The following is a 24104-nucleotide window of genomic DNA, read 5'->3' as shown; positions in this document are numbered from 1 at the left end:
CGGCATTCCTCAAAGGTTCAGACGGTGGTTTGAAGGCCTATGGCCGTACGTGGCATCGGCACGAAGCCCGGCAGTGCCTCGACGCGAGCAAGCCAGGCGCGTACGTTCGGGTAGGGTTCAAGCGAGACGTTGCCCTCGGGGGCATGAGCGATGTAAGAGTAGTTGGCGATGTCTGCGATGGTCGGGTGGTCACCCACCAGGAATGGCGACTTGGCCAGTTCGGCGTCGACCACCTTGAGCAGGATGTGGGCACGGCCTATGACTTCGTCGGTGTTGAACGAAGCGCCGAATACCGTCACCAGGCGCGCCGCGGCTGGACCAAAGGCCACAGGCCCGGCAGCGACCGACAGCCAGCGCTGCACACGGGCTGCGCCGATCGGATCGTCCGGCAGCCAGCGCTCGCCGCCATAGGCCTTGGCCAAGTACACCAGGATGGCATTGGAATCGGCAATGACCGTGCCGTTGTCGTCGATCACAGGCACCTGGCCGAAGGGGTTGAGGGCCAGGAAGTCCGGTTGCTTATGCGCCCCCTTGGCCAGATCGACGAACACCAGCTCCGTGGGGAGCTGGAGCAGGGACAGCATCAGTTCGATGCGGTGGGCATGGCCGGACTTGGGAAAGTTGTAGAGCTTGATCGGGGTAGACATTGGCATGGCTCCAGGTCAGCACCGGGATGGGCTGGTGGAGCACATGCTGCGCTGATTCGGCTGACAGCAGAATCAGCGTGGTGGGGAAACCATAATTTCGCGCTGCGAAACAATCGCGCGGCATCCACGATTCTGTCGCCAGCAAGCTGACGACAGGATGGGTGACCTCAATGCCGTTGCTGCTTCTGATACCGATACAGTCCGCGCACGGCCTGGACGACACCTGGAACGCAGGCCTGCCGCTCATCGAAGCTCATCGAGTCGAGCAATTCGAAGTCGTCTTCCAAACCATGCAGAGAGATGGCCTTGAGCAACTGGTCCTGTTCGGGGGGCAGTGCGCTCCATTCGGCGACCTGGGTACCTCGCATATAGCCAAAGCACCACTCTTCCATGTCGACCCCGGGCCCCTGCTCGCCTTCGCGCTCTTCGAACAATGGCTCGAAGTGATCGAGGTCGTCAGCCAAGGCTTGTGCTATCTGATGGGCATAACGCAGCATCAGCGCGGTGTACGCCTCTTCAAGGGCTGAGCTCTTGAATTTCGGCACCTTGCCGCCGGCGACGGCAGGCAACCATTGTTCGGGGGTGACCGTGACTGGAGAACTGGCCAATGCAGTGAGGACGCCGTTGAGTTCGGCGAGGTTCAGCACCGAGTAATCGTTGCCGTAGGTGTACAAAAAGTCTTCGAGGCGGGCGAGTTCTTTGTCGCTGAGCGGGGCAAGCATGTGCGGACGTCCTGGGGAGTCGAATTGCGTGCACCCTAGCACATGGGGTATCCCTTCAAAAGCAATCGCCGGCAAGTCGCCCCCCGTCGGTACCACAGGGTACCGGCAGGAGCCGGCTTGCCGGCGATGGAGGGCGTTACAGCTTAGACCGCCAGCGCGCGCTCACGCAGCTCGCTGTTGAGGATGCGGTCGTTCTCGCTGTAATCGACCGGGCAGTCGATCACGTGTACACCCGGGGTCTTGATGCAGTGCTCGAGCAGCGGCAGCAAGCCTTCGGCGCTTTCCACGCGGTGGCCGGTGGCGCCGTAGGCTTCGGCGTACTTGACGAAGTCCGGGTTGCCATAATCCAGGCCGAAATCGGTGAAGCCCATGTTGGCCTGCTTCCAGCGGATCATGCCGTAGCCGTCGTCACGCAGGATCACCACGGTGATGTGCATGCCCAGACGTACTGCGGTTTCCAGCTCCTGGCTGTTCATCATGAAGCCGCCGTCGCCGCACACGGAAATCACCGGACGGTCTGGGTACACAAGGTGCGAAGCCATGGCCGATGGCAGGCCAGCGCCCATGGTCGCCAGGGCGTTGTCCAGCAGCACGGTGTTGGGCTTGTGCGCCTTGTAGTTGCGGGCGAACCAGATCTTGTAGATGCCGTTGTCCAGGGCAACGATGCCTTCGGACGGCAGCACGCGACGGATGTCGGCGACCAGGCGCTGCGGGTAAACCGGGAAGCGGTTATCGTCGGCGCCTTCGGCGATCTGCGATTCGTTCGCTTCGCGGATGGTCATCAGGCGGGTGAAGTCCCAGTGCGACGTGTCATTCAGTGCTTCGCTGATCTGCCATACAGCGTTGGCGATGTCGCCGATCACTTCTACTTGCGGGAAGTACACGGCATCGACTTCGGCGGAGCGGAAGCTGATGTGGATGACTTCGGTACCCCCACGAACCATGAAGAATGGTGGCTTCTCGATGACGTCATGACCGATGTTGATGATCAGGTCAGCGGCTTCGATGGCGCGGTGAACGAAGTCACCAGACGACAGCGCGGCGTTGCCGAGGAAGCGTGGGTGGCGCTCGTCGACCACACCTTTACCCATCTGGGTGGTGATGAATGGGATGCCGGTCTTGTCGATCAATTGCTTGAGGACCTTGGCGGTCATCTTGCGGTTGGCGCCGGCGCCGATCACCAGGATCGGGCTACGGGCCTTCTGCAGTTTCTCCACGGCAGCTTCAATGGCCACGTGCTCGGCCAGCGGGCGACGGTGCAGGCTGCGCGGGATCGGCAGGGCATCGGTCTGCTCGGCGGCGATGTCTTCCGGCAGTTCCAGGTGCACCGCGCCCGGCTTCTCTTCCTCGGCCAGACGGAAAGCTTCTCGCATGCGCGCCGGGATGTTGTCGGCCGAGGCGAACTGGTGGGTGTACTTAGTGATGGGGTCCATCATCCCGCACACGTCGATGATCTGGAAGCGGCCCTGCTTGGACTTCTTGATCGGCTTCTGGCCGGTAATCATCATCATCGGCATGCCGCCCAGGTAGGCGTACGCACTGGCGGTTACCAGGTTGGTCGCACCAGGGCCCAGGGTCGACAGGCTGACGCCGGTCTTGCCGGTCAGGCGGCCATAGGTGGCGGCCATGAAGCCCGCGGACTGCTCGTGGCGGGTCAGTACCAGCTTGATCTTCGACTTGCGCAGGGATTCCAGCAGGTCGAGGTTTTCCTCACCGGGAATGCCGAACACATACTCGACACCTTCGTTTTCCAGGCATTGCACAACGACATCGGCGGCCTTGGCCATCTTGCTTGTAACCTCAAGTGATAGGACGGTGAAAGTCCAGAAATGCGCAGCACGGTACGCTGGCATCGCTCTATCCGGGGGCCAGGAGTGCCCCGAACCTAAGCCTTGACGTAGGCAAGGCGCGGGAAAGTCACGTCACTGGATGGTTAATAATGTCGCACCTTGAGATTTATGAACAGCAATAATGGACTAACAGCAATTAGACGGAGGTCTATGCGCCGAACGGGCCCGGGGGGGTGATGATGCGCCAGAAAGACAAAACCCCTACCTGCTCACGCAGATAGGGGTTTTGCGAAATGAATCTTGACGATGACCTACTCTCACATGGGGAAACCCCACACTACCATCGGCGATGCATCGTTTCACTACTGAGTTCGGGATGGGATCAGGTGGTTCCAATGCTCTATGGTCGTCAAGAAATTCTGTTGCCAGAATGTCGTGTAAACACTCTTGGCCAATTCGGATATGTGAACTTGTGGTCTTGCGAACTTTCGGTCGTTTCGTCTTCACCACCGCAATCTGCGTCAGCAAATTGCTTGGGTGTTATATGGTCAAGCCTCACGGGCAATTAGTATTGGTTAGCTCAACGCCTCACAGCGCTTACACACCCAACCTATCAACGTCGTAGTCTTCGACGGCCCTTTAGGGAACTCAAGGTTCCAGTGAGATCTCATCTTGAGGCAAGTTTCCCGCTTAGATGCTTTCAGCGGTTATCTCTTCCGAACATAGCTACCCGGCAATGCCACTGGCGTGACAACCGGAACACCAGAGGTTCGTCCACTCCGGTCCTCTCGTACTAGGAGCAGCCCCTCTCAAATCTCAAACGTCCACGGCAGATAGGGACCGAACTGTCTCACGACGTTCTAAACCCAGCTCGCGTACCACTTTAAATGGCGAACAGCCATACCCTTGGGACCGGCTTCAGCCCCAGGATGTGATGAGCCGACATCGAGGTGCCAAACACCGCCGTCGATATGAACTCTTGGGCGGTATCAGCCTGTTATCCCCGGAGTACCTTTTATCCGTTGAGCGATGGCCCTTCCATACAGAACCACCGGATCACTAAGACCTACTTTCGTACCTGCTCGACGTGTTTGTCTCGCAGTCAAGCGCGCTTTTGCCTTTATACTCTGCGACCGATTTCCGACCGGTCTGAGCGCACCTTCGTACTCCTCCGTTACTCTTTGGGAGGAGACCGCCCCAGTCAAACTACCCACCATACACTGTCCTCGATCCGGATAACGGACCTGAGTTAGAACCTCAAAGTTGCCAGGGTGGTATTTCAAGAATGGCTCCATGAGAACTGGCGTCCCCACTTCAAAGCCTCCCACCTATCCTACACAAGCAAATTCAAAGTCCAGTGCAAAGCTATAGTAAAGGTTCACGGGGTCTTTCCGTCTAGCCGCGGATACACTGCATCTTCACAGCGATTTCAATTTCACTGAGTCTCGGGTGGAGACAGCGCCGCCATCGTTACGCCATTCGTGCAGGTCGGAACTTACCCGACAAGGAATTTCGCTACCTTAGGACCGTTATAGTTACGGCCGCCGTTTACCGGGGCTTCGATCAAGAGCTTCGCTTGCGCTAACCCCATCAATTAACCTTCCGGCACCGGGCAGGCGTCACACCCTATACGTCCACTTTCGTGTTTGCAGAGTGCTGTGTTTTTAATAAACAGTCGCAGCGGCCTGGTATCTTCGACCGACATGGGCTTACGGAGCAAGTCCTTCACCCTCGTCGGCGCACCTTCTCCCGAAGTTACGGTGCCATTTTGCCTAGTTCCTTCACCCGAGTTCTCTCAAGCGCCTTGGTATTCTCTACCCGACCACCTGTGTCGGTTTGGGGTACGGTTCCCAGTTATCTGAAGCTTAGGAGCTTTTCTTGGAAGCATGGCATCAACCACTTCGTCGCCTAAAGGCAACTCGTCATCAGCTCTCGGCCTTAAGATCCCGGATTTGCCTAAGATCTCAGCCTACCACCTTAAACTTGGACAACCAACGCCAAGCTGGCCTAGCCTTCTCCGTCCCTCCATCGCAATAACTGGAAGTACAGGAATATTAACCTGTTTTCCATCGACTACGCTTTTCAGCCTCGCCTTAGGGACCGACTAACCCTGCGTCGATTAACGTTGCGCAGGAAACCTTGGTCTTTCGGCGTGGGAGTTTTTCACTCCCATTGTCGTTACTCATGTCAGCATTCGCACTTCTGATACCTCCAGCAAGCTTCTCAACTCACCTTCACAGGCTTACAGAACGCTCCTCTACCGCGTCATCAAAGATGACACCCGTAGCTTCGGTGCATGGTTTGAGCCCCGTTACATCTTCCGCGCAGGCCGACTCGACTAGTGAGCTATTACGCTTTCTTTAAAGGATGGCTGCTTCTAAGCCAACCTCCTAGCTGTCTAAGCCTTCCCACATCGTTTCCCACTTAACCATGACTTTGGGACCTTAGCTGACGGTCTGGGTTGTTTCCCTTTTCACGACGGACGTTAGCACCCGCCGTGTGTCTCCCATGCTCGGCACTTCCAGGTATTCGGAGTTTGCATCGGTTTGGTAAGTCGGGATGACCCCCTAGCCGAAACAGTGCTCTACCCCCTGGAGTGATACATGAGGCGCTACCTAAATAGCTTTCGAGGAGAACCAGCTATCTCCGAGCTTGATTAGCCTTTCACTCCGATCCACAGGTCATCCGCTAACTTTTCAACGGTAGTCGGTTCGGTCCTCCAGTCAGTGTTACCTAACCTTCAACCTGCCCATGGATAGATCGCCCGGTTTCGGGTCTATACCCAGCGACTAAACGCCCTATTAAGACTCGCTTTCGCTACGCCTCCCCTATTCGGTTAAGCTTGCCACTGAATATAAGTCGCTGACCCATTATACAAAAGGTACGCAGTCACCTAACAAAGTAGGCTCCCACTGCTTGTACGCATACGGTTTCAGGTTCTATTTCACTCCCCTCTCCGGGGTTCTTTTCGCCTTTCCCTCACGGTACTGGTTCACTATCGGTCAGTCAGTAGTATTTAGCCTTGGAGGATGGTCCCCCCATGTTCAGACAAAGTTTCTCGTGCTCCGTCCTACTCGATTTCATTGATAAGAGATTTTCGTGTACGGGGCTATCACCCACTATGGCCGCACTTTCCAGAGCGTTCCACTAATCTCAAATCAACTTAAGGGCTGGTCCCCGTTCGCTCGCCACTACTAAGGGAATCTCGGTTGATTTCTTTTCCTCAGGGTACTTAGATGTTTCAGTTCCCCTGGTTCGCCTCTTGTACCTATGTATTCAGTACAAGATAACCAGCTTATGCTGGCTGGGTTCCCCCATTCAGAGATCTCTGGATCACAGTCTGTTTGCCGACTCCCCAAAGCTTATCGCAGGCTACCACGTCTTTCATCGCCTCTGACTGCCAAGGCATCCACCGTATGCGCTTCTTCACTTGACCATATAACCCCAAGCAATCTGGTTATACTGTGAAGACGACATTCGCCGAAAATTCGCATGTTGCTCAATTAAGAGCAGAACTCACAAATTTTACCTTAGCCTGACATCACACCAGTGAAAGTGCGTGTCAGTCTATCTATCACATATCCGAATTTTTAAAGAACGATCTGACAAAAGTCAGAAATCAACATTCGATCTGAATGTTCATTTCTAAGTTCTGAGCAGCTGTACAACCTGAAAGAGTGGTGGAGCCAAGCGGGATCGAACCGCTGACCTCCTGCGTGCAAGGCAGGCGCTCTCCCAGCTGAGCTATGGCCCCGTGTGTTCTAGGCCGCACCAAGTAATTGGTAGGTCTGGGCAGATTTGAACTGCCGACCTCACCCTTATCAGGGGTGCGCTCTAACCAACTGAGCTACAGACCTATAACAGGGTCGCGTTACAGCATCGTCTTTATACAAAGAATCAAGCAATTCGTGTGGGAGCTCATCAGCAGGCTGATGTCGTCGATTAAGGAGGTGATCCAGCCGCAGGTTCCCCTACGGCTACCTTGTTACGACTTCACCCCAGTCATGAATCACACCGTGGTAACCGTCCTCCCGAAGGTTAGACTAGCTACTTCTGGTGCAACCCACTCCCATGGTGTGACGGGCGGTGTGTACAAGGCCCGGGAACGTATTCACCGCGACATTCTGATTCGCGATTACTAGCGATTCCGACTTCACGCAGTCGAGTTGCAGACTGCGATCCGGACTACGATCGGTTTTGTGAGATTAGCTCCACCTCGCGGCTTGGCAACCCTCTGTACCGACCATTGTAGCACGTGTGTAGCCCAGGCCGTAAGGGCCATGATGACTTGACGTCATCCCCACCTTCCTCCGGTTTGTCACCGGCAGTCTCCTTAGAGTGCCCACCATAACGTGCTGGTAACTAAGGACAAGGGTTGCGCTCGTTACGGGACTTAACCCAACATCTCACGACACGAGCTGACGACAGCCATGCAGCACCTGTGTCAGAGTTCCCGAAGGCACCAATCCATCTCTGGAAAGTTCTCTGCATGTCAAGGCCTGGTAAGGTTCTTCGCGTTGCTTCGAATTAAACCACATGCTCCACCGCTTGTGCGGGCCCCCGTCAATTCATTTGAGTTTTAACCTTGCGGCCGTACTCCCCAGGCGGTCAACTTAATGCGTTAGCTGCGCCACTAAAATCTCAAGGATTCCAACGGCTAGTTGACATCGTTTACGGCGTGGACTACCAGGGTATCTAATCCTGTTTGCTCCCCACGCTTTCGCACCTCAGTGTCAGTATCAGTCCAGGTGGTCGCCTTCGCCACTGGTGTTCCTTCCTATATCTACGCATTTCACCGCTACACAGGAAATTCCACCACCCTCTACCGTACTCTAGCTCGCCAGTTTTGGATGCAGTTCCCAGGTTGAGCCCGGGGCTTTCACATCCAACTTAACGAACCACCTACGCGCGCTTTACGCCCAGTAATTCCGATTAACGCTTGCACCCTCTGTATTACCGCGGCTGCTGGCACAGAGTTAGCCGGTGCTTATTCTGTCGGTAACGTCAAAACAGCAAGGTATTAGCTTACTGCCCTTCCTCCCAACTTAAAGTGCTTTACAATCCGAAGACCTTCTTCACACACGCGGCATGGCTGGATCAGGCTTTCGCCCATTGTCCAATATTCCCCACTGCTGCCTCCCGTAGGAGTCTGGACCGTGTCTCAGTTCCAGTGTGACTGATCATCCTCTCAGACCAGTTACGGATCGTCGCCTTGGTGAGCCATTACCTCACCAACTAGCTAATCCGACCTAGGCTCATCTGATAGCGCAAGGCCCGAAGGTCCCCTGCTTTCTCCCGTAGGACGTATGCGGTATTAGCGTTCCTTTCGAAACGTTGTCCCCCACTACCAGGCAGATTCCTAGGCATTACTCACCCGTCCGCCGCTGAATCAAGGAGCAAGCTCCCGTCATCCGCTCGACTTGCATGTGTTAGGCCTGCCGCCAGCGTTCAATCTGAGCCATGATCAAACTCTTCAGTTCAATACTGCTTGGGTTTTTAAGAAACCCTAAACTTGGCTCAGCAATCTCAAATGACTATGTGATTTCTCGCATGGCCACTTGTGATGCTGATAATCTTTGTGACTATCAGTCCGTACTCACAAGCACCCACACGAATTGCTTGATTCGATTTGTTAAAGAGCGTTTGGCTAAGAGCGCTTCGTCTCAACCGAGGCGCGCATTCTACGCTTTCCTCATTTGCTGTCAAGCGTTTATTTTGAAGTTTTTGCGAAGCTGCTTTCTTGCAAAAGCGTTCAACTTCAACAACTTACCGCTTGCCTCGCTGCGTTTGTCGCTGCGAGGTGGCGAATAATACGCGGTTTGAAATCAGAGTCAACACCTTGATCTGAAAAAACTTTCCCCTGCCGTTCCTCGCCTCCTGCGCAACTAATGAAGGCGTGCTGGATCTGTAGAGGAACACCCTATGGAGCGAAACGGCCATGCGCGAGGAACAGAACGACAAGACCCCCGGCCTGTCAGCGGACGAAGAGCAGGAGGTCAGCCAGAATCAACCGCCCAGGGCGGCGGTCTTGCACGAGATCATCCGCTTCCAGGGTGACCAGGAGCTGGAACGTACATTGGCCGCCTTGTGGTGGTCCGCGCTGGCTGCCGGGCTGAGCATGGGCCTGTCACTCATGGCCATGGGTCTGTTCTATGCCCGGCTGCCCGAGGGCGAGAGCGCCCAGGTGGTCGCCAGCATCGGCTACAGCGCAGGCTTTCTGGCGGTCATCCTGGCGCGCCAGCAGTTGTTCACCGAAAACACCCTCACCGCCGTATTGCCCGTGATGACCACTCCGACCCTGGCCAATTTCGGGCGACTGCTGCGCCTGTGGGGCGTCGTGCTGCTGGGCAACCTGGCCGGTACGCTGTTGGTCGCCTGGGTCATGCTCGAACTGCCGATTTTCGACACCAAGACCGACGTCGCCTTCCTGGAAGTGGGGCGCAAGGTCATGAAGAACGACATCGGCCAGATGTTCGCCAAAGGCATCGTCTCTGGCTGGATGATCGCCACCATGGTGTGGATGATCCCGTCGATGGAACATGCCAAGATCTGGATCATCCTGATGATCACGTATCTGATGGCGCTGGGCGACTTTACCCATATCGTCGTGGGGTCTGTGGAGGTCTCCTACCTGGTCTGGGCCGGGGAGCAGACCTGGCAGAATTTCTGGCTGGCATTCGCGCTGCCGACACTGGCCGGCAACATCATCGGGGGCAGTTTCATATTTGCCTTGATCAGCCATGCCCAGGTACGCAGCGACAGCGGCAAGCCCCCGTCGCAGCTATTGAAGGACGAGAAACGATCTTTCCGTGGACCGGATGGCCAATAGCCCTCAGCGGCTGGCCACGGCACGTTCAGGCACGCTGCCCTGCTCTGGCACGGGCCGTGGCTGCCACCAGTTCTGCCCCTCGTGAGGCGAGTCGATACTGACACGCTCGCCCATCTGCGGGGTGCACAGGCGAACCTGCGCGGCGGAGGTCAATTCGAGTATTCGTTCGAAGGGCTCCTGCCACACATGAATGGACAGGTCGAACGTGCCGTTGTGAATCGGCAGCAGCCAGCGCCCACGCAGGTCGAGGTGGGCCTGCAGACTTTGCTCGGGCTGCATGTGCACGTTCGGCCAGGCTACGTTATAGGCACCGGTCTCTATCAGGGTCAGATCGAAGGGACCAAAGCGCTCGCCGATCTGGCGAAAACCGTCGAAATAGCCGGTGTCGCCACTAAAGAACAGCTTCATCTGTTCGTCGATCACCACCCAGGACGCCCATAAGGTGCGATTGCTGTCGAACAACCCGCGCCCGGAGAAATGCTGGGCGGGTGTAGCCACGAAACGTACGCCATCGACTTCGGTCTCCTGCCACCAGTCCAATTGGGCGACCTTGTGCGCCGGCACACCCCATCCAATCAGCAGGTCTCCCACCCCCAGCGGCGCTAGAAAACGTTCGGTTTTGGGGGCGAGGCGGCGAATGGCCTGCTCGTCGAGGTGGTCGTAATGGTCATGGGACAGCACCACCGCTGCCAGCGGCGGCAAGTCGTCCAGCCCCATCGGTGGCGCATGGAAGCGCAGCGGGCCGGCCCATTGCACCGGCGAGGCACGCTCGGCGAATACGGGGTCGGTCATGAAAAACCGTCCACGCAACTTGATCAACACCGTGGAGTGGCCCAACCGCCAGAGGCTGTGATCTGGCGCATCGAGCACCTGCTGCCGGGTCATCGCCTGGAGACTGATGGCCGCTGCGGGTCGGGTTTCAGGCGGTTTGCGGATGAACAGGTACTTCAGGCCAATACGCAGTTTCTTCAACATGCCGTCCTGTGGCAGAAGCACCTGGTTGTGAAAGCGCCCGTCGCGCCGTGGCGCCAGCTCGCTGGCAGGGGTAGCCATCTGGACCATGAGCTGCAGGACTCCAAGCATGAGGAAAGCCTTCATGTTACCCCACAGCGCTCGCATCAACCGTGAAATGGCTTTTAAGGGCATTTTTCCGCGATCAAGCGCTGTTCACCCATGTCGGTGCGATCGATGCGATGAACGCTGTCATCGGTCAATTTCGCTCTCCACAAGGCCACGACACTCAAGCTGGCCTATCCTGAGTGAACCTTCCGAGGGGTTGACCTGCGGGAGCTCGGAGTTCACGAAGGAGTCGTTCGCCCATGGCCAGGACCGCCACCCTTCCTCTCGACACCCCCTCCCCGTCCCTACCGATGGGCCGTCTGGTCGCCGGCTTCTGCGCAGTATTCGGCCTCGCGTGCCTGGTGACCCTTGGGGCACTGTTCAACATCGCCGCCACCCTCGATCGACAGGAGCAGCAAAGCAGTACTTTCCATGCCACACAGGCCTTGGAGCAGCGCTTGCAGGCATCGCGACAATTTCTCTCCAGCTACGCGGTTTGGGACGCCGCCTACGAGCACCTGGCCAAGGTAGTGGACTGGCAGTGGGCGTATGAAGAGAAAAACGTCGGCGAGTCGCTTTACAGCGCCAGTGGTTACGAAGGGGTGTTCGTGGTCGATGACCAGCGCACCGGCTACGCCCTGTTCAAGGGCAAGCCCACCGAAGCTGCGGCCAGTAGTTACATCGACGCGCCGCTGGCCGACATCGTCGCCCAAGCCCGCCGTGCTGCCAGTGCACGGGAGCAAGTCACCCGTTTCGTGCTGTTCAACGGCTGGCCCGCCGTGTTGAGCGCCGCTGCGGTGCGTCCGGACAGGGACGTGCAGGACAGCGAAGTGCGGGAAGCGCCGGTCATGCTGTTCGTCGACCAGTTGACCGAAGACAAGCTGGCCCGGCTCGGCGCTGGCGCAGGCCTTGCGAACATGCACATCGAAAGAGACACACCCGGCTCACGGACGACCCAGCGTATTGCCCTGGGTGAAACCGGTTACCACCTGGCCTGGGACAGCCCATCGCCAGGGCGCCAATTGCTCTGGGCGGTACTGCCCCCGCTGCTGTGCGCGCTACTGGTATTGAGCCTGGTAATGCTGTATCTGTTCCGCCATGCCCTGCGCAGCGCCCGCGCCATCGACCTGAGTCTTGAGCGCCTGCAACAGAGCAATCGCGCCCTCGAGGCCAGCGAACAGCGTTTCAGGGCCGTGGCCGAAGCCGCTTCCGACTGGATCTGGGAAACCGACCGCCAGCAGCGCCTGACGTATCTGTCCCAGCGCTTCGTCAGCGTCACAGGCTACCCGGTCGACAGCTGGTTGGGGCAACCTATCAACCTGCTGCTGGCCTGCGATACCACGCCCCTGTCGACCTGGCTCGATGCCCAGGCCGAGGCCGACCCACAGCAACTGGCCAACCTGCGCTGTGCCTACCGCGACAGTACCGGACAGAACCGCTACTGCCGGATCTCGGCAAGGGCGATCATCTACGATGGCAAACCCTTCGGATTTCGCGGTACCGCCAGCGACATCACCGACGAGGTCGCGGCCCATGCGCGCATCCAGCATTTGTCCTTGCACGACCCGCTGACCGGGCTGGCCAATCGCAACAAGCTGTCCCGGCACCTTGAACAGGCGTTGCTGCAAGGAGGCGATGCCTGTTCGCTGACCTTGCTGTTGCTGGACCTGGACAATTTCAAGCCGATCAATGATTCCCTCGGCCACGCGGCGGGTGACGCGGTGCTGCAAGAGGTGGCCACCCGCCTGCGTGATACCACTCGTGATGTGGACCTGGTGGCCCGACTGGGCGGCGACGAGTTCGTCGTGGTGCTGGATGGCATCGACAACCGCAATGAAGTCGACCGGCTATGCGCGCGCCTGGTCGAACTGCTCAAGCAGCCGATCCTGTTCGAAGAACAGCCCGTGCATATCGGCGTCAGCATGGGCATCGCCCAGACCCGCACGCAAGGCTGTGATGCCGGTGAACTGATCCGCTGTGCGGATATTGCGCTGTATCAGGCCAAGGCAGAAGGCAAGAGCACCTGGCGCTATTTCGCCCCGGAAATGAACCAGCAGATCCAGTACCGTCGCCAGCTCGAAAACGATCTGCGTCGAGCCCTGCGCAACGACGAGCTGCTGCTGTACTACCAACCACGCTACAACCTCGACGACCTGCGCATCGTCTCGGTCGAAGCGCTGGTGCGCTGGCAGCATCCTCAGGAGGGGCTGCTGGGTCCCGATACCTTCATCCCGTTGGCCGAACAAAGCGACCTGATAAACGCCCTTGGCCGGTGGGTACTGCGCGAGGCCTGCAATACCGCCTACAGCTGGCCGGACAACCTGCTGATCTCCGTCAACCTGTCGCCCGCACAGTTCTTGCGCAGCAATGTGGTGGCCGATGTGCGCCAGATCCTGCTGGAGACTGGCTTCCCGGCTCAGCGCCTGGAGCTGGAGATCACCGAAAACGTGATGCTCAATGATATCGAGGGCGCCCTGGCCACCCTGCAGGCGCTCAAGGAACTGGGCGTGCGCCTGAACATGGACGACTTTGGAACCGGTTACTCCTCGTTGGGTTACCTGCGCACCTATCCATTCGACAGCATCAAGATCGACAAGCGCTTCATCGCAGGCCTGAACAACCCCAGCGCCAGCGATCGTGCGGTGGTCCAGGCAATCATCAACCTGGGGCAAGCCATGGGGCTGACAGTCACTGCCGAGGGCGTTGAAACCGCCCAACAGCTCAAGGCCCTGGAGAACGACCGCTGCCACGAGGTGCAAGGCTTTTTCCTCAGCCGGCCGCTGGACAAGGCAGGGTTCGAGGCGTTGCTGCAGCAAGCGCCCGGCCGCTCGCTCGATGCCTCCTGAGCGTGTTAGCGCAAACGGCGCTCGGCCAGGATTTCCGGCAGGTCGCTACGCCGCAGGTAAATGCGCAATGGCTCGCCGATATTCAAGCGGTCATCCACGTGTTGCGCGAGCAACAGGGCAAGCCGCGTCCGGCACAACGCCATGCGCTGTCCCGGCTCGGGCCGCCAGACGAATTCGCTGCATGGCGTGATGCTGTCGTCGGCCACATCCATGCCGAACGAGTCTTCGGAAAAACGCACGATATGAACCCCGCGCTTGCCGTGGAAACCCACGAACCCTTTGAGCTGGTCGGCGGCGTTGCAGATGTCCTGGGAGGAAATGGCCATGTCGTAACCTCGCAAAATAATGGGAAGTAGCGCACGCCTGGCGGGGAACGGTTGCCTCTGACGGGCAACGCGCAGCGGCCAGCCTAGCGTAACTGGCTAGGCATTTGCCAAGAAATTTCAGTTTCGCGAAGGGTCGACCTGCGACGCCAACAGCACCGTCAGCCAGTTCATGAACGCCTGGACCCGACGCGGTACATGTTGTTGCCGGGCGTACAACAGTGACACCGGCATGGCGCGTGCCTGCCAAGGGTGAAGCACTGTCACCAGATTGCCCTGCGCCAGATGCTCGGAAACCCCAACCGCGGGGACCTGGATCAACCCCAGGCCGGCCAGGCAGGCGGCCGAATAGGCTTCAGCATTGTTGACCGTGACCACGCCGGCCATGGCTTGGTAATGCAGTTCGCCGTCCCGCTCGTACTCAAACCCTGGACTGCGCGCACCGAGGTTTCGGACATAATGCACCAACTGATGTCCGGCCAAGTCTTCGAGGCGGCTCGGCACGCCGTGGCGGGCCAAGTAGTCAGGGCTCGCGCAATTGCACATGCTCAATTGGCCGATCGCCCGCGCCACCACATCCAGGTCGCTCAAGGCGCCGATACGCATCACGCAATCGAACCCCTCTCGCAGCAAATCGACTTGCCGGTCGGTGCAGCTGATTTCCACCTCCAGCCGCGGAAAACGCGCCAGAAACGCCGGCAATGCCGGAATGATCACCCGTCTGGCCATCATGGTCGGCAAATCGACGCGCAGGCGCCCAGCCAACTCGGCGTCATCGGCACGGAACAGGCTCTCGATCTCATCCATGCCCGACAGCAAGTCCTTGCTGCGCGCATAAAGCAGCGCACCATCCTGCGTGGCCTGCATCCGTCGGGTTGTGCGGTTGAACAGCCGGGTGCCGAGCAACCGCTCAAGGGCCCTGATCTGCTCGGAAACCGTCGAGCGCGGCAGACCCAGACTTTCGGCGGCCAGCGTAAAACTGTTGACCTCGGTCACCCGGACGAAAGTGCGCAGTAACGCCAGCTTGTTCATACGGACCCTCTGATTATTCGGACATGCCGAACAGTATTTCCGGTTTCGCGGGATTTAACAGCACAAGGACGACCAATAACCTTTCCTCATCGCCATCCCATGAGGAAATCGACATGACCCGCAAGATTGCCCTGATCACAGGTGCCAGCCGCGGCTTGGGCAGGAACACAGCCGAACATCTGGCCGCACGTGGCATCGATATCATCGGCACCTACCACAGCAAGGTGGACGACGCCCAAGCAGTGGCCAGCGCCCTGGAGCAGACAGGAGTCAAGGCTGCCATGCTGCAACTCGACGTCAGCGACAGCAGCAGTTTCAAGGCCTTCGCCGAACGCCTGAGCACCACACTGCGGGAGCGATTCGCGCGCGAGAAGTTGGATTTTCTGGTGAACAACGCCGGAATCGGCCTGAACGTGCCGTTCGCGCAAACCACCGAAGCACAGTTCGACCAGTTGCTGAACATCCAGCTCAAGGGACCGTTCTTCCTCACCCAGCAGCTGCTGCCTGTGCTGGCCGACGGTGGCCGCATCGTCAACATTTCATCCGGCTTGGCGCGCTTCGTACTGCCAGGCTACGCCGCCTATGCCGCGATGAAAGGTGCGATGGAGGTGTTGACGCGGTATCAGGCCAAGGAACTAGGCGCGCGGGGTATCCGGGTCAACATCCTTGCCCCCGGCGCGATCGAGACCGATTTTGGCGGCGGTGTGGTGCGCGACAACCGCCAGGTCAATGACTTCATTGCCAGCAATACAGCGCTGGGACGGGTCGGCTTGCCCGACGACATCGGCGCGGCGATTGCCCTGCTGCTCGCGGAGGGCAATGGCTGGATCACCGGGCAACGGCTGGAGGTCTCGGGCGGTATGTTCCTCTGAAGGTCTGCCGGGGCCGCTTTGCGGCCCTCACGGTTGCGGGTCGTCGTGCACTTGCACGCTGGCAGTCATCCCTGCACTCAGGTGCACGCCCTCGGGAATCTCGTCGAGTCGGATACGCACGGGAATCCGCTGGGCCAGCCGCACCCAGTTGAACGTCGGCTCTACCTCCGGCAACAGCTGGCTGTCCGGGTTGCTGTTGCTGTCGGTAATCCCCCGGCCGATGCTTTGTACATGCCCCTGCATCGCCTCGCCCGCGCCCATCAGCCAGACCTTCACGGTATCGCCCTCGCGGATGCTTGGCAGCTTGGTCTCCTCGAAATAGGCCTGGATGTAGAACGTCGAATCGTCGACCAGGGCCATCACCGCTTGCCCAGTATTCACATAGTTGCCTTCGGCCAGGCGCAGGTTGGTGATATGCCCACTTCGAGGCGCCCGCACCTCGCTGCGGGCCAGGTTGATCTTGGCGACCTGCAACTGGGCTTCTGCCTCGCGCAACTCGCCACGCGCGATGGCGGCGTTGATCTGGGCATTCTCGCGTAGCTCCGCGCTGATCGCGTCCGGCCCCAGCGCCGTGCGCCGCGCCGCTTCGCGCTCACGCAGGCGAACCTGTTGACGACGGGTCTCGGCCACGGCGCTGGCTTGCTCCACCGCAGCCTCGAAGCGCTCGCGGTCGATGCTCATGAGCAAATCACCGGCCTTGACCTGCTGGTTGTCATGAACGTTCAGCCCGCGGACCCAACCGGAGACGTCGGGGGCGATCACCACCACATCCGCACGCACGCGCGCGTCACGGGTCCAGGGGGTGAGCATGTAGTACTGCCAAAGCTTGAAACCTGCGAGCACGGCAAGTGCCACCACGCAGAGGGTCACCAAGGTACGTACGACTGTACGCATCGACTCAACTCCTTACAAAGGTCCCAACGAACGCACCACCAGGTACAGCACGCAGACGAACAACGCCGCGTCGAACAACGCTTCGTGCCAGATCCAGCGCCCCAGGGGCGTGGCCTGGACCACCAGACGCAATACGCCAGTCACCACCAATGCCATCAAGACGTAGATCAGAAAAGGGCTGAGCAGCACGCCGCCCACCGCCCACTCACGCAAACCCATGGGCTTCCTCCTGCCAGCGACACCATTTACGCCAGCTTTTCTGCAATTGCAGCACCGCACCTTCGGCCAATCGCAGCGGATCGCTGGGTGGCTGACGACGCAAGACCTCGATGAAGCGCTCGCTGGCAGCATCCAGCTGCTCCCCACGCCCGGCTGCCGGCCCATTGGCCAACACGTGCTCCACTTGCTGCAGGTATTCGCGCTCGAAGCTGCCAATCGGCACGTTCGCCACCGCCAGGCACATGCGCAGGTGAACGAGTTCATCACCGATATCCAGGCCATGCAGGCCATCGTCCCATCGTTTGCGCTCAGCCTCGGGGAGTTCGCTGGCGTGATGGGCAAGCTTCATCAGGCGGTCGGCCATCCGTCCGCCGAACCAGCTGTCGGCACCCCGCAAATCACGTCGGGTCAGGCGCACCAGGTCGCTCTGGGTCGCGGCCCGCAGGCGTCGGCCAAGCCAGGCTGGGTGGCGCAACACCACCAGACGGAACGCCAGCACGGCCGCTCCGACCCCGATCAACATGGCCTGCGCGCTGTTGAGCATGTTCGCCACATCGAATTTCATGGTATTGAGCGGCGACACCAAGACGATGAAGTGCAGGCAATAGGACGTGGCCGTACCCGCCGTGCGAGGGTTGGCCATGCACAGAGCGCCGAAGAACAACGGCACGCCCATGCCCAGGCAAAGCATGGCGAAGCTGCTCCATTGGGGCAGGAGAATTTCTCCGACCAGAAATGCCACCGGAAACGCCAGCAAGATCCCACGCAGGAAGCTCAGGCCTATCTGTGCGCCATTCTCACGGCTGGCAAACAGGCTGCAGACAACGCAAGTCAACACCAGGCCGCCTGGCGCCGACGGCCAGGCGGTAGCCAGCCAGAAACTGCTCATGACCAGAAACGCCAACGCACTGCGGGCGCCGAACAGCAGGGCCAGCGGCAGGTCACGGTGCACGGCAAGGCCCGGCGCGGCATCCTTCGGCGCCCTGCCGGCCTCGACATCCTCCACCGCCTGGGTCGCGGCCATGGCAACGTCGATCAACAGCGTCATGCGCGCCAGACAATAGTGTTCGGCCGAGCTGATATGTTCATCGTGGGCCGCATCCCAGATACGCTGGCGCAAAACCAGCAAGCTTGGCTTGTCAGGCTGGATCAGCAGCGCCCGCACCTCCTCCAGCCAGGGCGCGATATGACCGGCTTCCTGCTCATCGAGCTGGCGCCATTGCCGACGCACCGAGCGCGAGATGCGCAACAGCACCATCAGTTTCTGGCTAAGCCCGCGGATGGCGCTGGCGCGCTGCCGCCCACGATTACCTTCGAACCAGGCGTGTTCACGCTGGGAATCGATGGCCACGATGCGTCCAAGAATCTCCAGCAATCCTTTACGCGCTTCGTCCTCCCCGCCGAGCATGGCGGCGGCCGCTTGCAGCCCGGTCTGCCAGGCCTGACGCGCCTGGCCGCTCAGTTGCTGCTCGACCCGCATTGGCCAGAGCAACGCGCTGGTGGCGGTAGCGCAGCAGATCCCCAGGCAGATTTCGGTGCAGCGGGCCACGGCCTGGTCGAACACCTGCAGCGGGTGATTGACTGCCGGCAGGGCAATGATCGCCACCGTGTAGCCAGCCAGAACGAAGGCATAGGCCCAGGCGCTGCGCAGCTGGGTCGAGGCCGCTGTGCACAACGCCAGCCACAGTGCCAAGGTGATCAGGAACAACCAGGGTGTCTGGGCGAACAACGCCATGAACACCACCGACATGATGGTACCGACCAAGGTCCCGGCCAATCGAGCCAGGCCTTTCTGCACCACCATCCCCGATAGCGGTTGAGCCACGATGAACGCGGTCATCAACGCCCAAGACGGCTGCTCCAACCCCCAGCGCATGGCCAGCCAGAGCGCCAGACCACCGCCGAGCACGGTCTTGATGGCGAACTTGATGGCGAGGCTGCTGGGAGCGAACAGGGCCTGGAAAGTGATGGGCACGAATCGGACCTTGCGGGGCTGGTTACAGAAAAGATAGACAACACGGAGAAGGATAATGCGGAGCCGATTAATTAGCTAGCTATCAATCTATTCAAGTCAGGCGATACCTGGCCTGGATTTAGCAAATCGCGGGCAAAAAAATGGGCGACCGAAGTCGCCCTAAATGCCTTGCGTGCACGTGAATCTGGAAGGTCAGCGCGGCTTGCGCTTGTTCGAATCCTTCCAGATGAAAAGTCCTAGACCGGCAAAGAATGCAAACATCAACCCGACTGTTACCACGCCAGCGATGACCACATTGTCGAAGAACATGTCGGCCTCCCATTCGTTTGCCGTTGTCCGATGGGTGCAAGGTATCTAATCGAGGGGAGTGAATAATTGATCGGTGTCAATGGTGCCCTGGAGCGGGCACGCGAGGCGGGTACAGGGTTGACCTGCGTCAAGTTTCAGCGCTTCTTGGGCTTGCCCTTGGGCTTCTTTTTCTTCGCGCCAGCCAGCGGCATGGCTTGCTCGAAGGCCTGACGCACTTCGTTCAGGCGCTTTTCCTTGAGGTCGTGAATGCGCTTGGCGCGTTCAGCATCGAAGTCGATGAGGTTGTCTTGGCTCATGGGTGGGCTCGACGGTCAGCAGAGTCTTGCATGATGAAGCCAGGAGCCGGTCATGACCAGTCCCTGGTCAGACTTCGATGTCCACCAGCAGCCCTTGGCGCGGCTGTTCGCCCATCAGTGGCGCGACCGGCACGGTGTTGTCTGCATTCACCTCGTCACCAGGCAGCGCAGTGTAGCGCTCATCATCGCCCTTCTTGCGACGCTGCTGACGCCGCTGCTCGTCGCGCAACAGCACGGCCTGCTCCTCGGGATCACGGTGCTGCTTGAGGTCGATGGCGCTTTCGCTGGAGGATGGCTGCGCGGGCACCACCGGCTTGATGTCGGGCGTCGGTTTGACCGGGTCCAGTTGCGAGGTGACCGGGACAGCACTGAGCGGGATGAGCGGCGGCAGCATGGGAGTTCTCCTGTAGCCACTGTATCGGCCGGCCAGAATCCGCCTTGAATCCTGGTGGGTATAAACCTGTGGTGTGTCACGGTCAGTGGCCGCCGATGAGGACGACGCTTACTCGGTGTCGTCCTCGGGGTCGTCATCGACCGGCGGGCTGGTTTCGCTCCAGGGGCGCTTGTAAACCTGCTGCCAGACCGCATCCATGTGCTCACGCAGGACCTGGGGCGCGTTCTTCAGCGATGCACTGTCGTCGCGCTCGCCACCGATCGGCTCCTCGCCCGCGGGCGTGATCAGCGACTGCCCGGTAATCGTGTAGCTTGCCTGCCCCTCACGTAGCTCGATGGAGATATCGTGCGGATCGATGCCACCGCCGCAGAAGGCATGGCTTGCCACTGTGACCTCGGCGACACCGTCCTTGTTCAAGTCGCTGACGTCACTGACATCGGTGTAGAAGTCCACATCCAGGTCCAGCCCCGGGCAACTGGTCTCCTGTTCGATCTGCCAGCGCGGCTTGAATGCGTCGCGCTCTGCGGCACGCCCATACAGGGTGGCCTTGAGCTGCACCTTGTCCACTTCCTGCTCGGTGTCAGGGTCGGTGGCCTGGCCATCGACGCGGCTCAGTACCAACAGGCCCTCGCCATCGCGGTCACGGAAGTGGACGCTCTTGATCGGCGTCTGCACCCCTAGCACCTCGAGCTGATCGACCGGGATCGCAGGCAGGGTCTCGAAATTCTTCTGTTCACAGGCGGCCAGCAGCAAAACGCTACTGATGGCCATTGAGGCGCTCAACCAGGGGTGCTTCACAGGCATATCGGTTCGGACCCTCGTCGGCAGGACGGTGTTCGTCGATGAAACAGCTAGACTCTTGGTCTTCACTCTTTGGTCTGACCGGCCTATCCGTTAACATAGCCGGCTTTTCAACGCGGGAGTTCAGGCAGTATGGCGCAGCAGTATCAACCGGGGCAACGCTGGATCAGTGACAGCGAAGCCGAGCTCGGCCTGGGTACCATCCTGGCGCAGGATGGCCGCCTGTTGACCGTGCTCTACCCGGCCACTGGCGACACACGTCAGTATTCCCTGCGCAATGCGCCGCTGACCCGTGTGCGCTTCTCGCCCGGTGACCAAATCACACACTTCGAAGGTTGGAAGCTGACCGTACGCGAAGTCGAGGATGCCGATGGCCTGATGGTCTACCACGGCCTGGATGGCAACAATCAGCCGCGCACCCTGCCGGAAACCCAGCTGTCGAACTTCATTCAGTTCCGTCTGGCCAGTGACCGCCTGTTCGCCGGCCAGATCGACCCACTGTCGTGGTTCTCCCTGCGCTACAACACCCTGCAGCACACCAGCAAGCAGATGCTGTCCTCGCTATGGGGCCTGGGCGGTTGCCGTGCGCAACCCATCGCCCACCAGCTGCATATTGCCCGCGAAGTGGCAGACCGTAGCGCGCCTCGTGTTCTGCTGGCCGACGAAGTCGGCCTGGGCAAGACCATCGAGGCTGGCCTGGTGATCCATCGCCAGTTGCTGTCCGGGCGTGCCAGCCGAGTGCTGATCCTGGTCCCGGAAAACCTTCAGCACCAGTGGCTGGTGGAAATGCGTCGGCGCTTCAACCTGCAAGTCGCCCTGTTCGATGCCGAACGCTTCATCGAAAGCGATGCCAGCAACCCATTCGAAGATGCCCAGCTGGCGCTGGTCGCGCTGGAATGGCTGGTGGACGACGAAAAGGCCCAGGATGCCCTGTTCGCTGCCGGCTGGGACCTGATGGTGGTCGACGAAGCGCACCACCTGGTGTGGCACGAAGACCAGGTCAGCGCCGAATACGGCCTGGTGGAACAGCTCGCCCAGGTGATCCCGGGCGTGCTGTTGCTCACCGCGACGCCTGAACAGCTCGGTCAGGACAGCCACTTCGCCCGCCTGCGCCTGCTGGACCCGAACCGCTTCCACGACCTGGCCGCCTTCCGCGCCGAAAGCGAGCACTATCGCCCGGTTGCCGAGGCTGTCCAGGAGCTGCTTGACGAAGGTCGCCTGTCACCCAAGGCCCACGCCACCATCCTCAACTTCCTCGGTGCCGAGGGCGAAGCCCTGCTGGCAGCCGTGAGCGATGGCGACACCGAGGCCAGCGCGCGCCTGATCCGTGAGCTGCTGGACCGTCACGGTACCGGCCGCGTGCTGTTCCGTAACACCCGGGCGGCGATCCAGGGCTTTCCCGAGCGCCAATTGCACCCCTACCCGCTGGCCAATCCGGAGCAGTACCGCGATTTGCCCGCTGGCGAGCACGCGGAGCTTTACCCGGAAGTGGCCTTCCAGGCCCAGGGCGAGGTCAGCGATGACGAACGCTGGTGGCGTTTCGACCCACGGGTCGACTGGCTGATCGACACCCTGAAGATGCTCAAACGCACCAAGGTGCTGGTGATTTGCGCCCACGCCGAGACTGCCATGGACCTGGAAGACGCCCTGCGCGTGCGCTCCGGCATTCCAGCCACGGTGTTCCATGAAGGCCTGAGTATCCTCGAGCGCGACCGCGCCGCGGCCTACTTCGCCGACGAGGAGTTCGGCGCCCAGGTGCTGATCTGCTCCGAAATCGGCAGTGAGGGCCGCAACTTCCAGTTCGCCCATCACCTGGTGATGTTCGACCTGCCGGCCCACCCGGACCTGCTCGAACAGCGGATCGGCCGCCTCGACCGAATCGGTCAGAAACACACCATCGAGCTGCACATTCCCTACCTGCAGGACAGCCCGCAGGAGCGTCTGTTCCAGTGGTACCACCAGGGCCTCAACGCCTTCCTCAACACCTGCCCAACCGGCAACGCCCTGCAACACCAGTTTGGCCCACGCCTGCTGCCGATGCTCGAAGGTGGCGACGCCAAGGCATGGGATGGGCTGGTGGCCGAAGCCCGCGCCGAGCGCGAGCGTCTGGAAGCCGAACTGCACAGCGGCCGCGACCGCTTGCTGGAACTCAACTCCGGCGGTGCTGGCGAAGGCCAGGCGCTGGTCGAGGCGATTCTCGAGCAGGACGACCAGTTCGCCCTGCCTATCTATATGGAAACCCTGTTCGACGCCTTCGGTATCGACAGCGAAGACCACTCCGAGAACGCGCTGATCCTCAAGCCAAGCGAGAAGATGCTCGATGCCAGCTTCCCGCTCGGAGACGACGAAGGCGTGACCATCACCTACGACCGCACCCAGGCGCTGTCGCGCGAAGACATGCAGTTCCTGACCTGGGAACATCCGATGGTGCAAGGCGGCATGGACCTGGTGCTGTCCGGCTCGATGGGCAACACCGCCGTAGCCCTGATCAAGAACAAGGCGCTCAAGCCCGGCACGGTGCTGCTGGAATTGCTGTTCGTGAGCGAAGTGGTGGCACCGCGCAGCCTGCAGTTGGGCCGCTACCTGCCACCTGCTGCACTGCGCTGCCTGCTGGACGCCAACGGTAATGACCTGGCGGCGCGCGTCGCCTTCGAAACCCTCAACGACCAACTCGAAAGCGTACCTCGCGCCAGCGCCAACAAGTTCGTCCAGGCCCAGCGCGACGTGCTGGCCAAACGGATCAGCGGTGGCGAAGCCAAGGTCATGCCGACCCACATCGAGCGCGTGGCCGAGGCCCAGCGCCGACTGGCCGCCGAGGCGGATGAAGAGCTGGCGCGTCTGACCGCGCTCAAGGCCGTCAATCCAAGCGTGCGTGACAGCGAAATCGACGCCCTGCGCAAGCAGCGTGAAGAAGGCTTGGCAATGCTGGATAAGGCAGCCTTGCGACTGGAGGCGATTCGAGTGCTGGTCGCAGGCTGATTATCCGCCGGCTCTGTGGGAGCCTCTTGCAGTCGAGACGGGCCGCGCTCCGCTGCGCGGGAAGCCTGGGGGGCCGCGATGCGGCCCTATCGCGACGCAAGACCGCTCCCACAGCGA

17 protein-coding genes, 2 tRNA genes and 3 rRNA genes are annotated in these 24104 nt (G+C 60.0%); 4 read left to right on the top strand and 18 right to left on the bottom strand.

What is annotated here, in order from left to right:
* Positions 1-17 precede the first annotated feature (17 nt).
* From P3R38_RS05740 to P3R38_RS05705, 8 genes are all read right to left on the bottom strand, one after another.
* The gene (locus tag P3R38_RS05740; protein WP_277686895.1) at positions 18-647 is read right to left on the bottom strand and encodes a glutathione S-transferase; all 630 of its coding nucleotides are present in this window, start codon (positions 645-647) and stop codon (positions 18-20) included.
* Between the two features lie 167 nt (positions 648-814).
* On the bottom strand, positions 815-1369 hold the full coding sequence (locus P3R38_RS05735; protein ID WP_023379103.1) for a UPF0149 family protein: 555 nt from the start codon (positions 1367-1369) through the stop codon (positions 815-817).
* Between the two features lie 143 nt (positions 1370-1512).
* On the bottom strand, positions 1513-3156 hold the full coding sequence (locus P3R38_RS05730) for an acetolactate synthase large subunit (protein ID WP_023379102.1): 1644 nt from the start codon (positions 3154-3156) through the stop codon (positions 1513-1515).
* Positions 3157-3457: 301 nt separating this feature from the next.
* Positions 3458-3573: ribosomal RNA gene (gene rrf / locus P3R38_RS05725) — 5S ribosomal RNA — on the bottom strand.
* Between the two features lie 130 nt (positions 3574-3703).
* Positions 3704-6595, bottom strand: a 23S ribosomal RNA gene (locus tag P3R38_RS05720).
* Between the two features lie 242 nt (positions 6596-6837).
* Positions 6838-6913, bottom strand: a tRNA-Ala gene (locus P3R38_RS05715).
* Between the two features lie 26 nt (positions 6914-6939).
* Positions 6940-7016 (bottom strand) — tRNA-Ile (locus P3R38_RS05710).
* A gap of 86 nt (positions 7017-7102) precedes the next feature.
* Positions 7103-8639 (bottom strand): 16S ribosomal RNA (locus P3R38_RS05705).
* The 16S, 23S and 5S rRNA genes sit together here with 2 tRNA genes alongside, the layout of an rRNA operon.
* Before the next feature lie 458 nt (positions 8640-9097).
* Here P3R38_RS05705 and P3R38_RS05700 point away from each other — a divergent pair.
* Positions 9098-9988 carry a formate/nitrite transporter family protein gene (locus P3R38_RS05700; RefSeq protein WP_023379100.1) on the top strand — a complete coding sequence of 297 codons (891 nt, stop codon included), beginning with the start codon at positions 9098-9100 and terminating at the stop codon, positions 9986-9988.
* A 3-nt stretch (positions 9989-9991) separates the two neighbouring features.
* Here P3R38_RS05700 and P3R38_RS05695 read toward each other — a convergent pair whose 3' ends face one another.
* A complete protein-coding gene (locus P3R38_RS05695; RefSeq protein WP_277686894.1) occupies positions 9992-11086 on the bottom strand; it encodes an MBL fold metallo-hydrolase in 1095 nt (364 codons plus the stop codon).
* 221 nt (positions 11087-11307) lie between these two features.
* Here P3R38_RS05695 and P3R38_RS05690 point away from each other — a divergent pair, with 221 nt between their 5' ends.
* The gene (locus P3R38_RS05690) at positions 11308-13893 is read left to right on the top strand and encodes an EAL domain-containing protein (protein WP_023379098.1); all 2586 of its coding nucleotides are present in this window, start codon (positions 11308-11310) and stop codon (positions 13891-13893) included.
* A gap of 5 nt (positions 13894-13898) precedes the next feature.
* Here P3R38_RS05690 and P3R38_RS05685 read toward each other — a convergent pair whose 3' ends face one another.
* Complete coding sequence (locus P3R38_RS05685) at positions 13899-14219, bottom strand: DUF2025 family protein (protein WP_023379097.1); 321 nt, start codon at positions 14217-14219, stop codon at positions 13899-13901.
* Between the two features lie 117 nt (positions 14220-14336).
* Positions 14337-15248 carry a LysR family transcriptional regulator gene (locus tag P3R38_RS05680; protein ID WP_023379096.1) on the bottom strand — a complete coding sequence of 304 codons (912 nt, stop codon included), beginning with the start codon at positions 15246-15248 and terminating at the stop codon, positions 14337-14339.
* 113 nt (positions 15249-15361) lie between these two features.
* On the opposite strand from P3R38_RS05680, the gene P3R38_RS05675 reads away from it, so the two are divergent.
* Positions 15362-16120, top strand: coding sequence for an SDR family oxidoreductase (locus P3R38_RS05675; protein WP_023379095.1), 759 nt, complete (start codon positions 15362-15364; stop codon positions 16118-16120).
* Between the two features lie 27 nt (positions 16121-16147).
* Here the strand turns inward: P3R38_RS05675 and P3R38_RS05670 are convergent, their stop codons facing one another.
* From P3R38_RS05670 to P3R38_RS05640, 7 genes are all read right to left on the bottom strand, one after another.
* Entirely contained in the window at positions 16148-17014 is an 867-nt protein-coding gene (locus tag P3R38_RS05670; protein ID WP_023379094.1) for an HlyD family secretion protein, read from the bottom strand.
* A 12-nt stretch (positions 17015-17026) separates the two neighbouring features.
* Positions 17027-17233, bottom strand: a complete 207-nt coding sequence (locus P3R38_RS05665; RefSeq protein ID WP_023379093.1) for a DUF1656 domain-containing protein — start codon at positions 17231-17233, stop codon at positions 17027-17029.
* Entirely contained in the window at positions 17220-19208 is a 1989-nt protein-coding gene (locus P3R38_RS05660; protein ID WP_027907489.1) for an FUSC family protein, read from the bottom strand. Before P3R38_RS05660 ends, P3R38_RS05665 begins: the two co-directional genes overlap by 14 nt.
* Before the next feature lie 192 nt (positions 19209-19400).
* Positions 19401-19517, bottom strand: coding sequence for a cytochrome c oxidase subunit CcoM (gene ccoM, locus P3R38_RS05655; RefSeq protein WP_023379091.1), 117 nt, complete (start codon positions 19515-19517; stop codon positions 19401-19403).
* Positions 19518-19651: 134 nt separating this feature from the next.
* Positions 19652-19813 (bottom strand): hypothetical protein, encoded by a 162-nt coding sequence (locus P3R38_RS05650; protein WP_023379090.1) that lies wholly within the window; start codon positions 19811-19813, stop codon positions 19652-19654.
* Between the two features lie 67 nt (positions 19814-19880).
* The gene (locus P3R38_RS05645) at positions 19881-20207 is read right to left on the bottom strand and encodes a hypothetical protein (RefSeq protein WP_023379089.1); all 327 of its coding nucleotides are present in this window, start codon (positions 20205-20207) and stop codon (positions 19881-19883) included.
* Positions 20208-20315: 108 nt separating this feature from the next.
* A complete protein-coding gene (locus P3R38_RS05640; RefSeq protein WP_023379088.1) occupies positions 20316-21011 on the bottom strand; it encodes a hypothetical protein in 696 nt (231 codons plus the stop codon).
* A 129-nt stretch (positions 21012-21140) separates the two neighbouring features.
* Between P3R38_RS05640 and rapA the strand changes: the two genes are divergently transcribed.
* Positions 21141-23987 carry an RNA polymerase-associated protein RapA gene (gene rapA / locus P3R38_RS05635; protein ID WP_023379087.1) on the top strand — a complete coding sequence of 949 codons (2847 nt, stop codon included), beginning with the start codon at positions 21141-21143 and terminating at the stop codon, positions 23985-23987.
* Positions 23988-24104 lie beyond the last annotated feature (117 nt).

The sequence above is a fragment of the Pseudomonas sp. NyZ480 genome, from assembly GCF_029537255.1.
Classification (GTDB): domain Bacteria; phylum Pseudomonadota; class Gammaproteobacteria; order Pseudomonadales; family Pseudomonadaceae; genus Aquipseudomonas; species Aquipseudomonas taiwanensis.
Note: the sequence above shows the minus strand (reverse complement) of the source record. Positions and strands in the feature narration are given on the sequence as shown.

Excerpts from the sequence above, each read along its gene's own strand:
- P3R38_RS05740 (WP_277686895.1), bottom strand. The coding sequence starts at position 647 with ATGTCTACCCCGATCAAGCTCTACAACTTTCCCAAGTCCGGCCATGCC.
- P3R38_RS05735 (WP_023379103.1), bottom strand. The coding sequence starts at position 1,369 with ATGCTTGCCCCGCTCAGCGACAAAGAACTCGCCCGCCTCGAAGACTTT.
- P3R38_RS05730 (WP_023379102.1), bottom strand. The coding sequence starts at position 3,156 with ATGGCCAAGGCCGCCGATGTCGTTGTGCAATGCCTGGAAAACGAAGGT.
- P3R38_RS05700 (WP_023379100.1), top strand. The coding sequence starts at position 9,098 with ATGCGCGAGGAACAGAACGACAAGACCCCCGGCCTGTCAGCGGACGAA.
- P3R38_RS05695 (WP_277686894.1), bottom strand. The coding sequence starts at position 11,086 with ATGAAGGCTTTCCTCATGCTTGGAGTCCTGCAGCTCATGGTCCAGATG.
- P3R38_RS05690 (WP_023379098.1), top strand. The coding sequence starts at position 11,308 with ATGGCCAGGACCGCCACCCTTCCTCTCGACACCCCCTCCCCGTCCCTA.
- P3R38_RS05685 (WP_023379097.1), bottom strand. The coding sequence starts at position 14,219 with ATGGCCATTTCCTCCCAGGACATCTGCAACGCCGCCGACCAGCTCAAA.
- P3R38_RS05680 (WP_023379096.1), bottom strand. The coding sequence starts at position 15,248 with ATGAACAAGCTGGCGTTACTGCGCACTTTCGTCCGGGTGACCGAGGTC.
- P3R38_RS05675 (WP_023379095.1), top strand. The coding sequence starts at position 15,362 with ATGACCCGCAAGATTGCCCTGATCACAGGTGCCAGCCGCGGCTTGGGC.
- P3R38_RS05670 (WP_023379094.1), bottom strand. The coding sequence starts at position 17,014 with ATGCGTACAGTCGTACGTACCTTGGTGACCCTCTGCGTGGTGGCACTT.
- P3R38_RS05665 (WP_023379093.1), bottom strand. The coding sequence starts at position 17,233 with ATGGGTTTGCGTGAGTGGGCGGTGGGCGGCGTGCTGCTCAGCCCTTTT.
- ccoM (WP_023379091.1), bottom strand. The coding sequence starts at position 19,517 with ATGTTCTTCGACAATGTGGTCATCGCTGGCGTGGTAACAGTCGGGTTG.
- P3R38_RS05650 (WP_023379090.1), bottom strand. The coding sequence starts at position 19,813 with ATGAGCCAAGACAACCTCATCGACTTCGATGCTGAACGCGCCAAGCGC.
- P3R38_RS05645 (WP_023379089.1), bottom strand. The coding sequence starts at position 20,207 with ATGCTGCCGCCGCTCATCCCGCTCAGTGCTGTCCCGGTCACCTCGCAA.
- P3R38_RS05640 (WP_023379088.1), bottom strand. The coding sequence starts at position 21,011 with ATGCCTGTGAAGCACCCCTGGTTGAGCGCCTCAATGGCCATCAGTAGC.
- rapA (WP_023379087.1), top strand. The coding sequence starts at position 21,141 with ATGGCGCAGCAGTATCAACCGGGGCAACGCTGGATCAGTGACAGCGAA.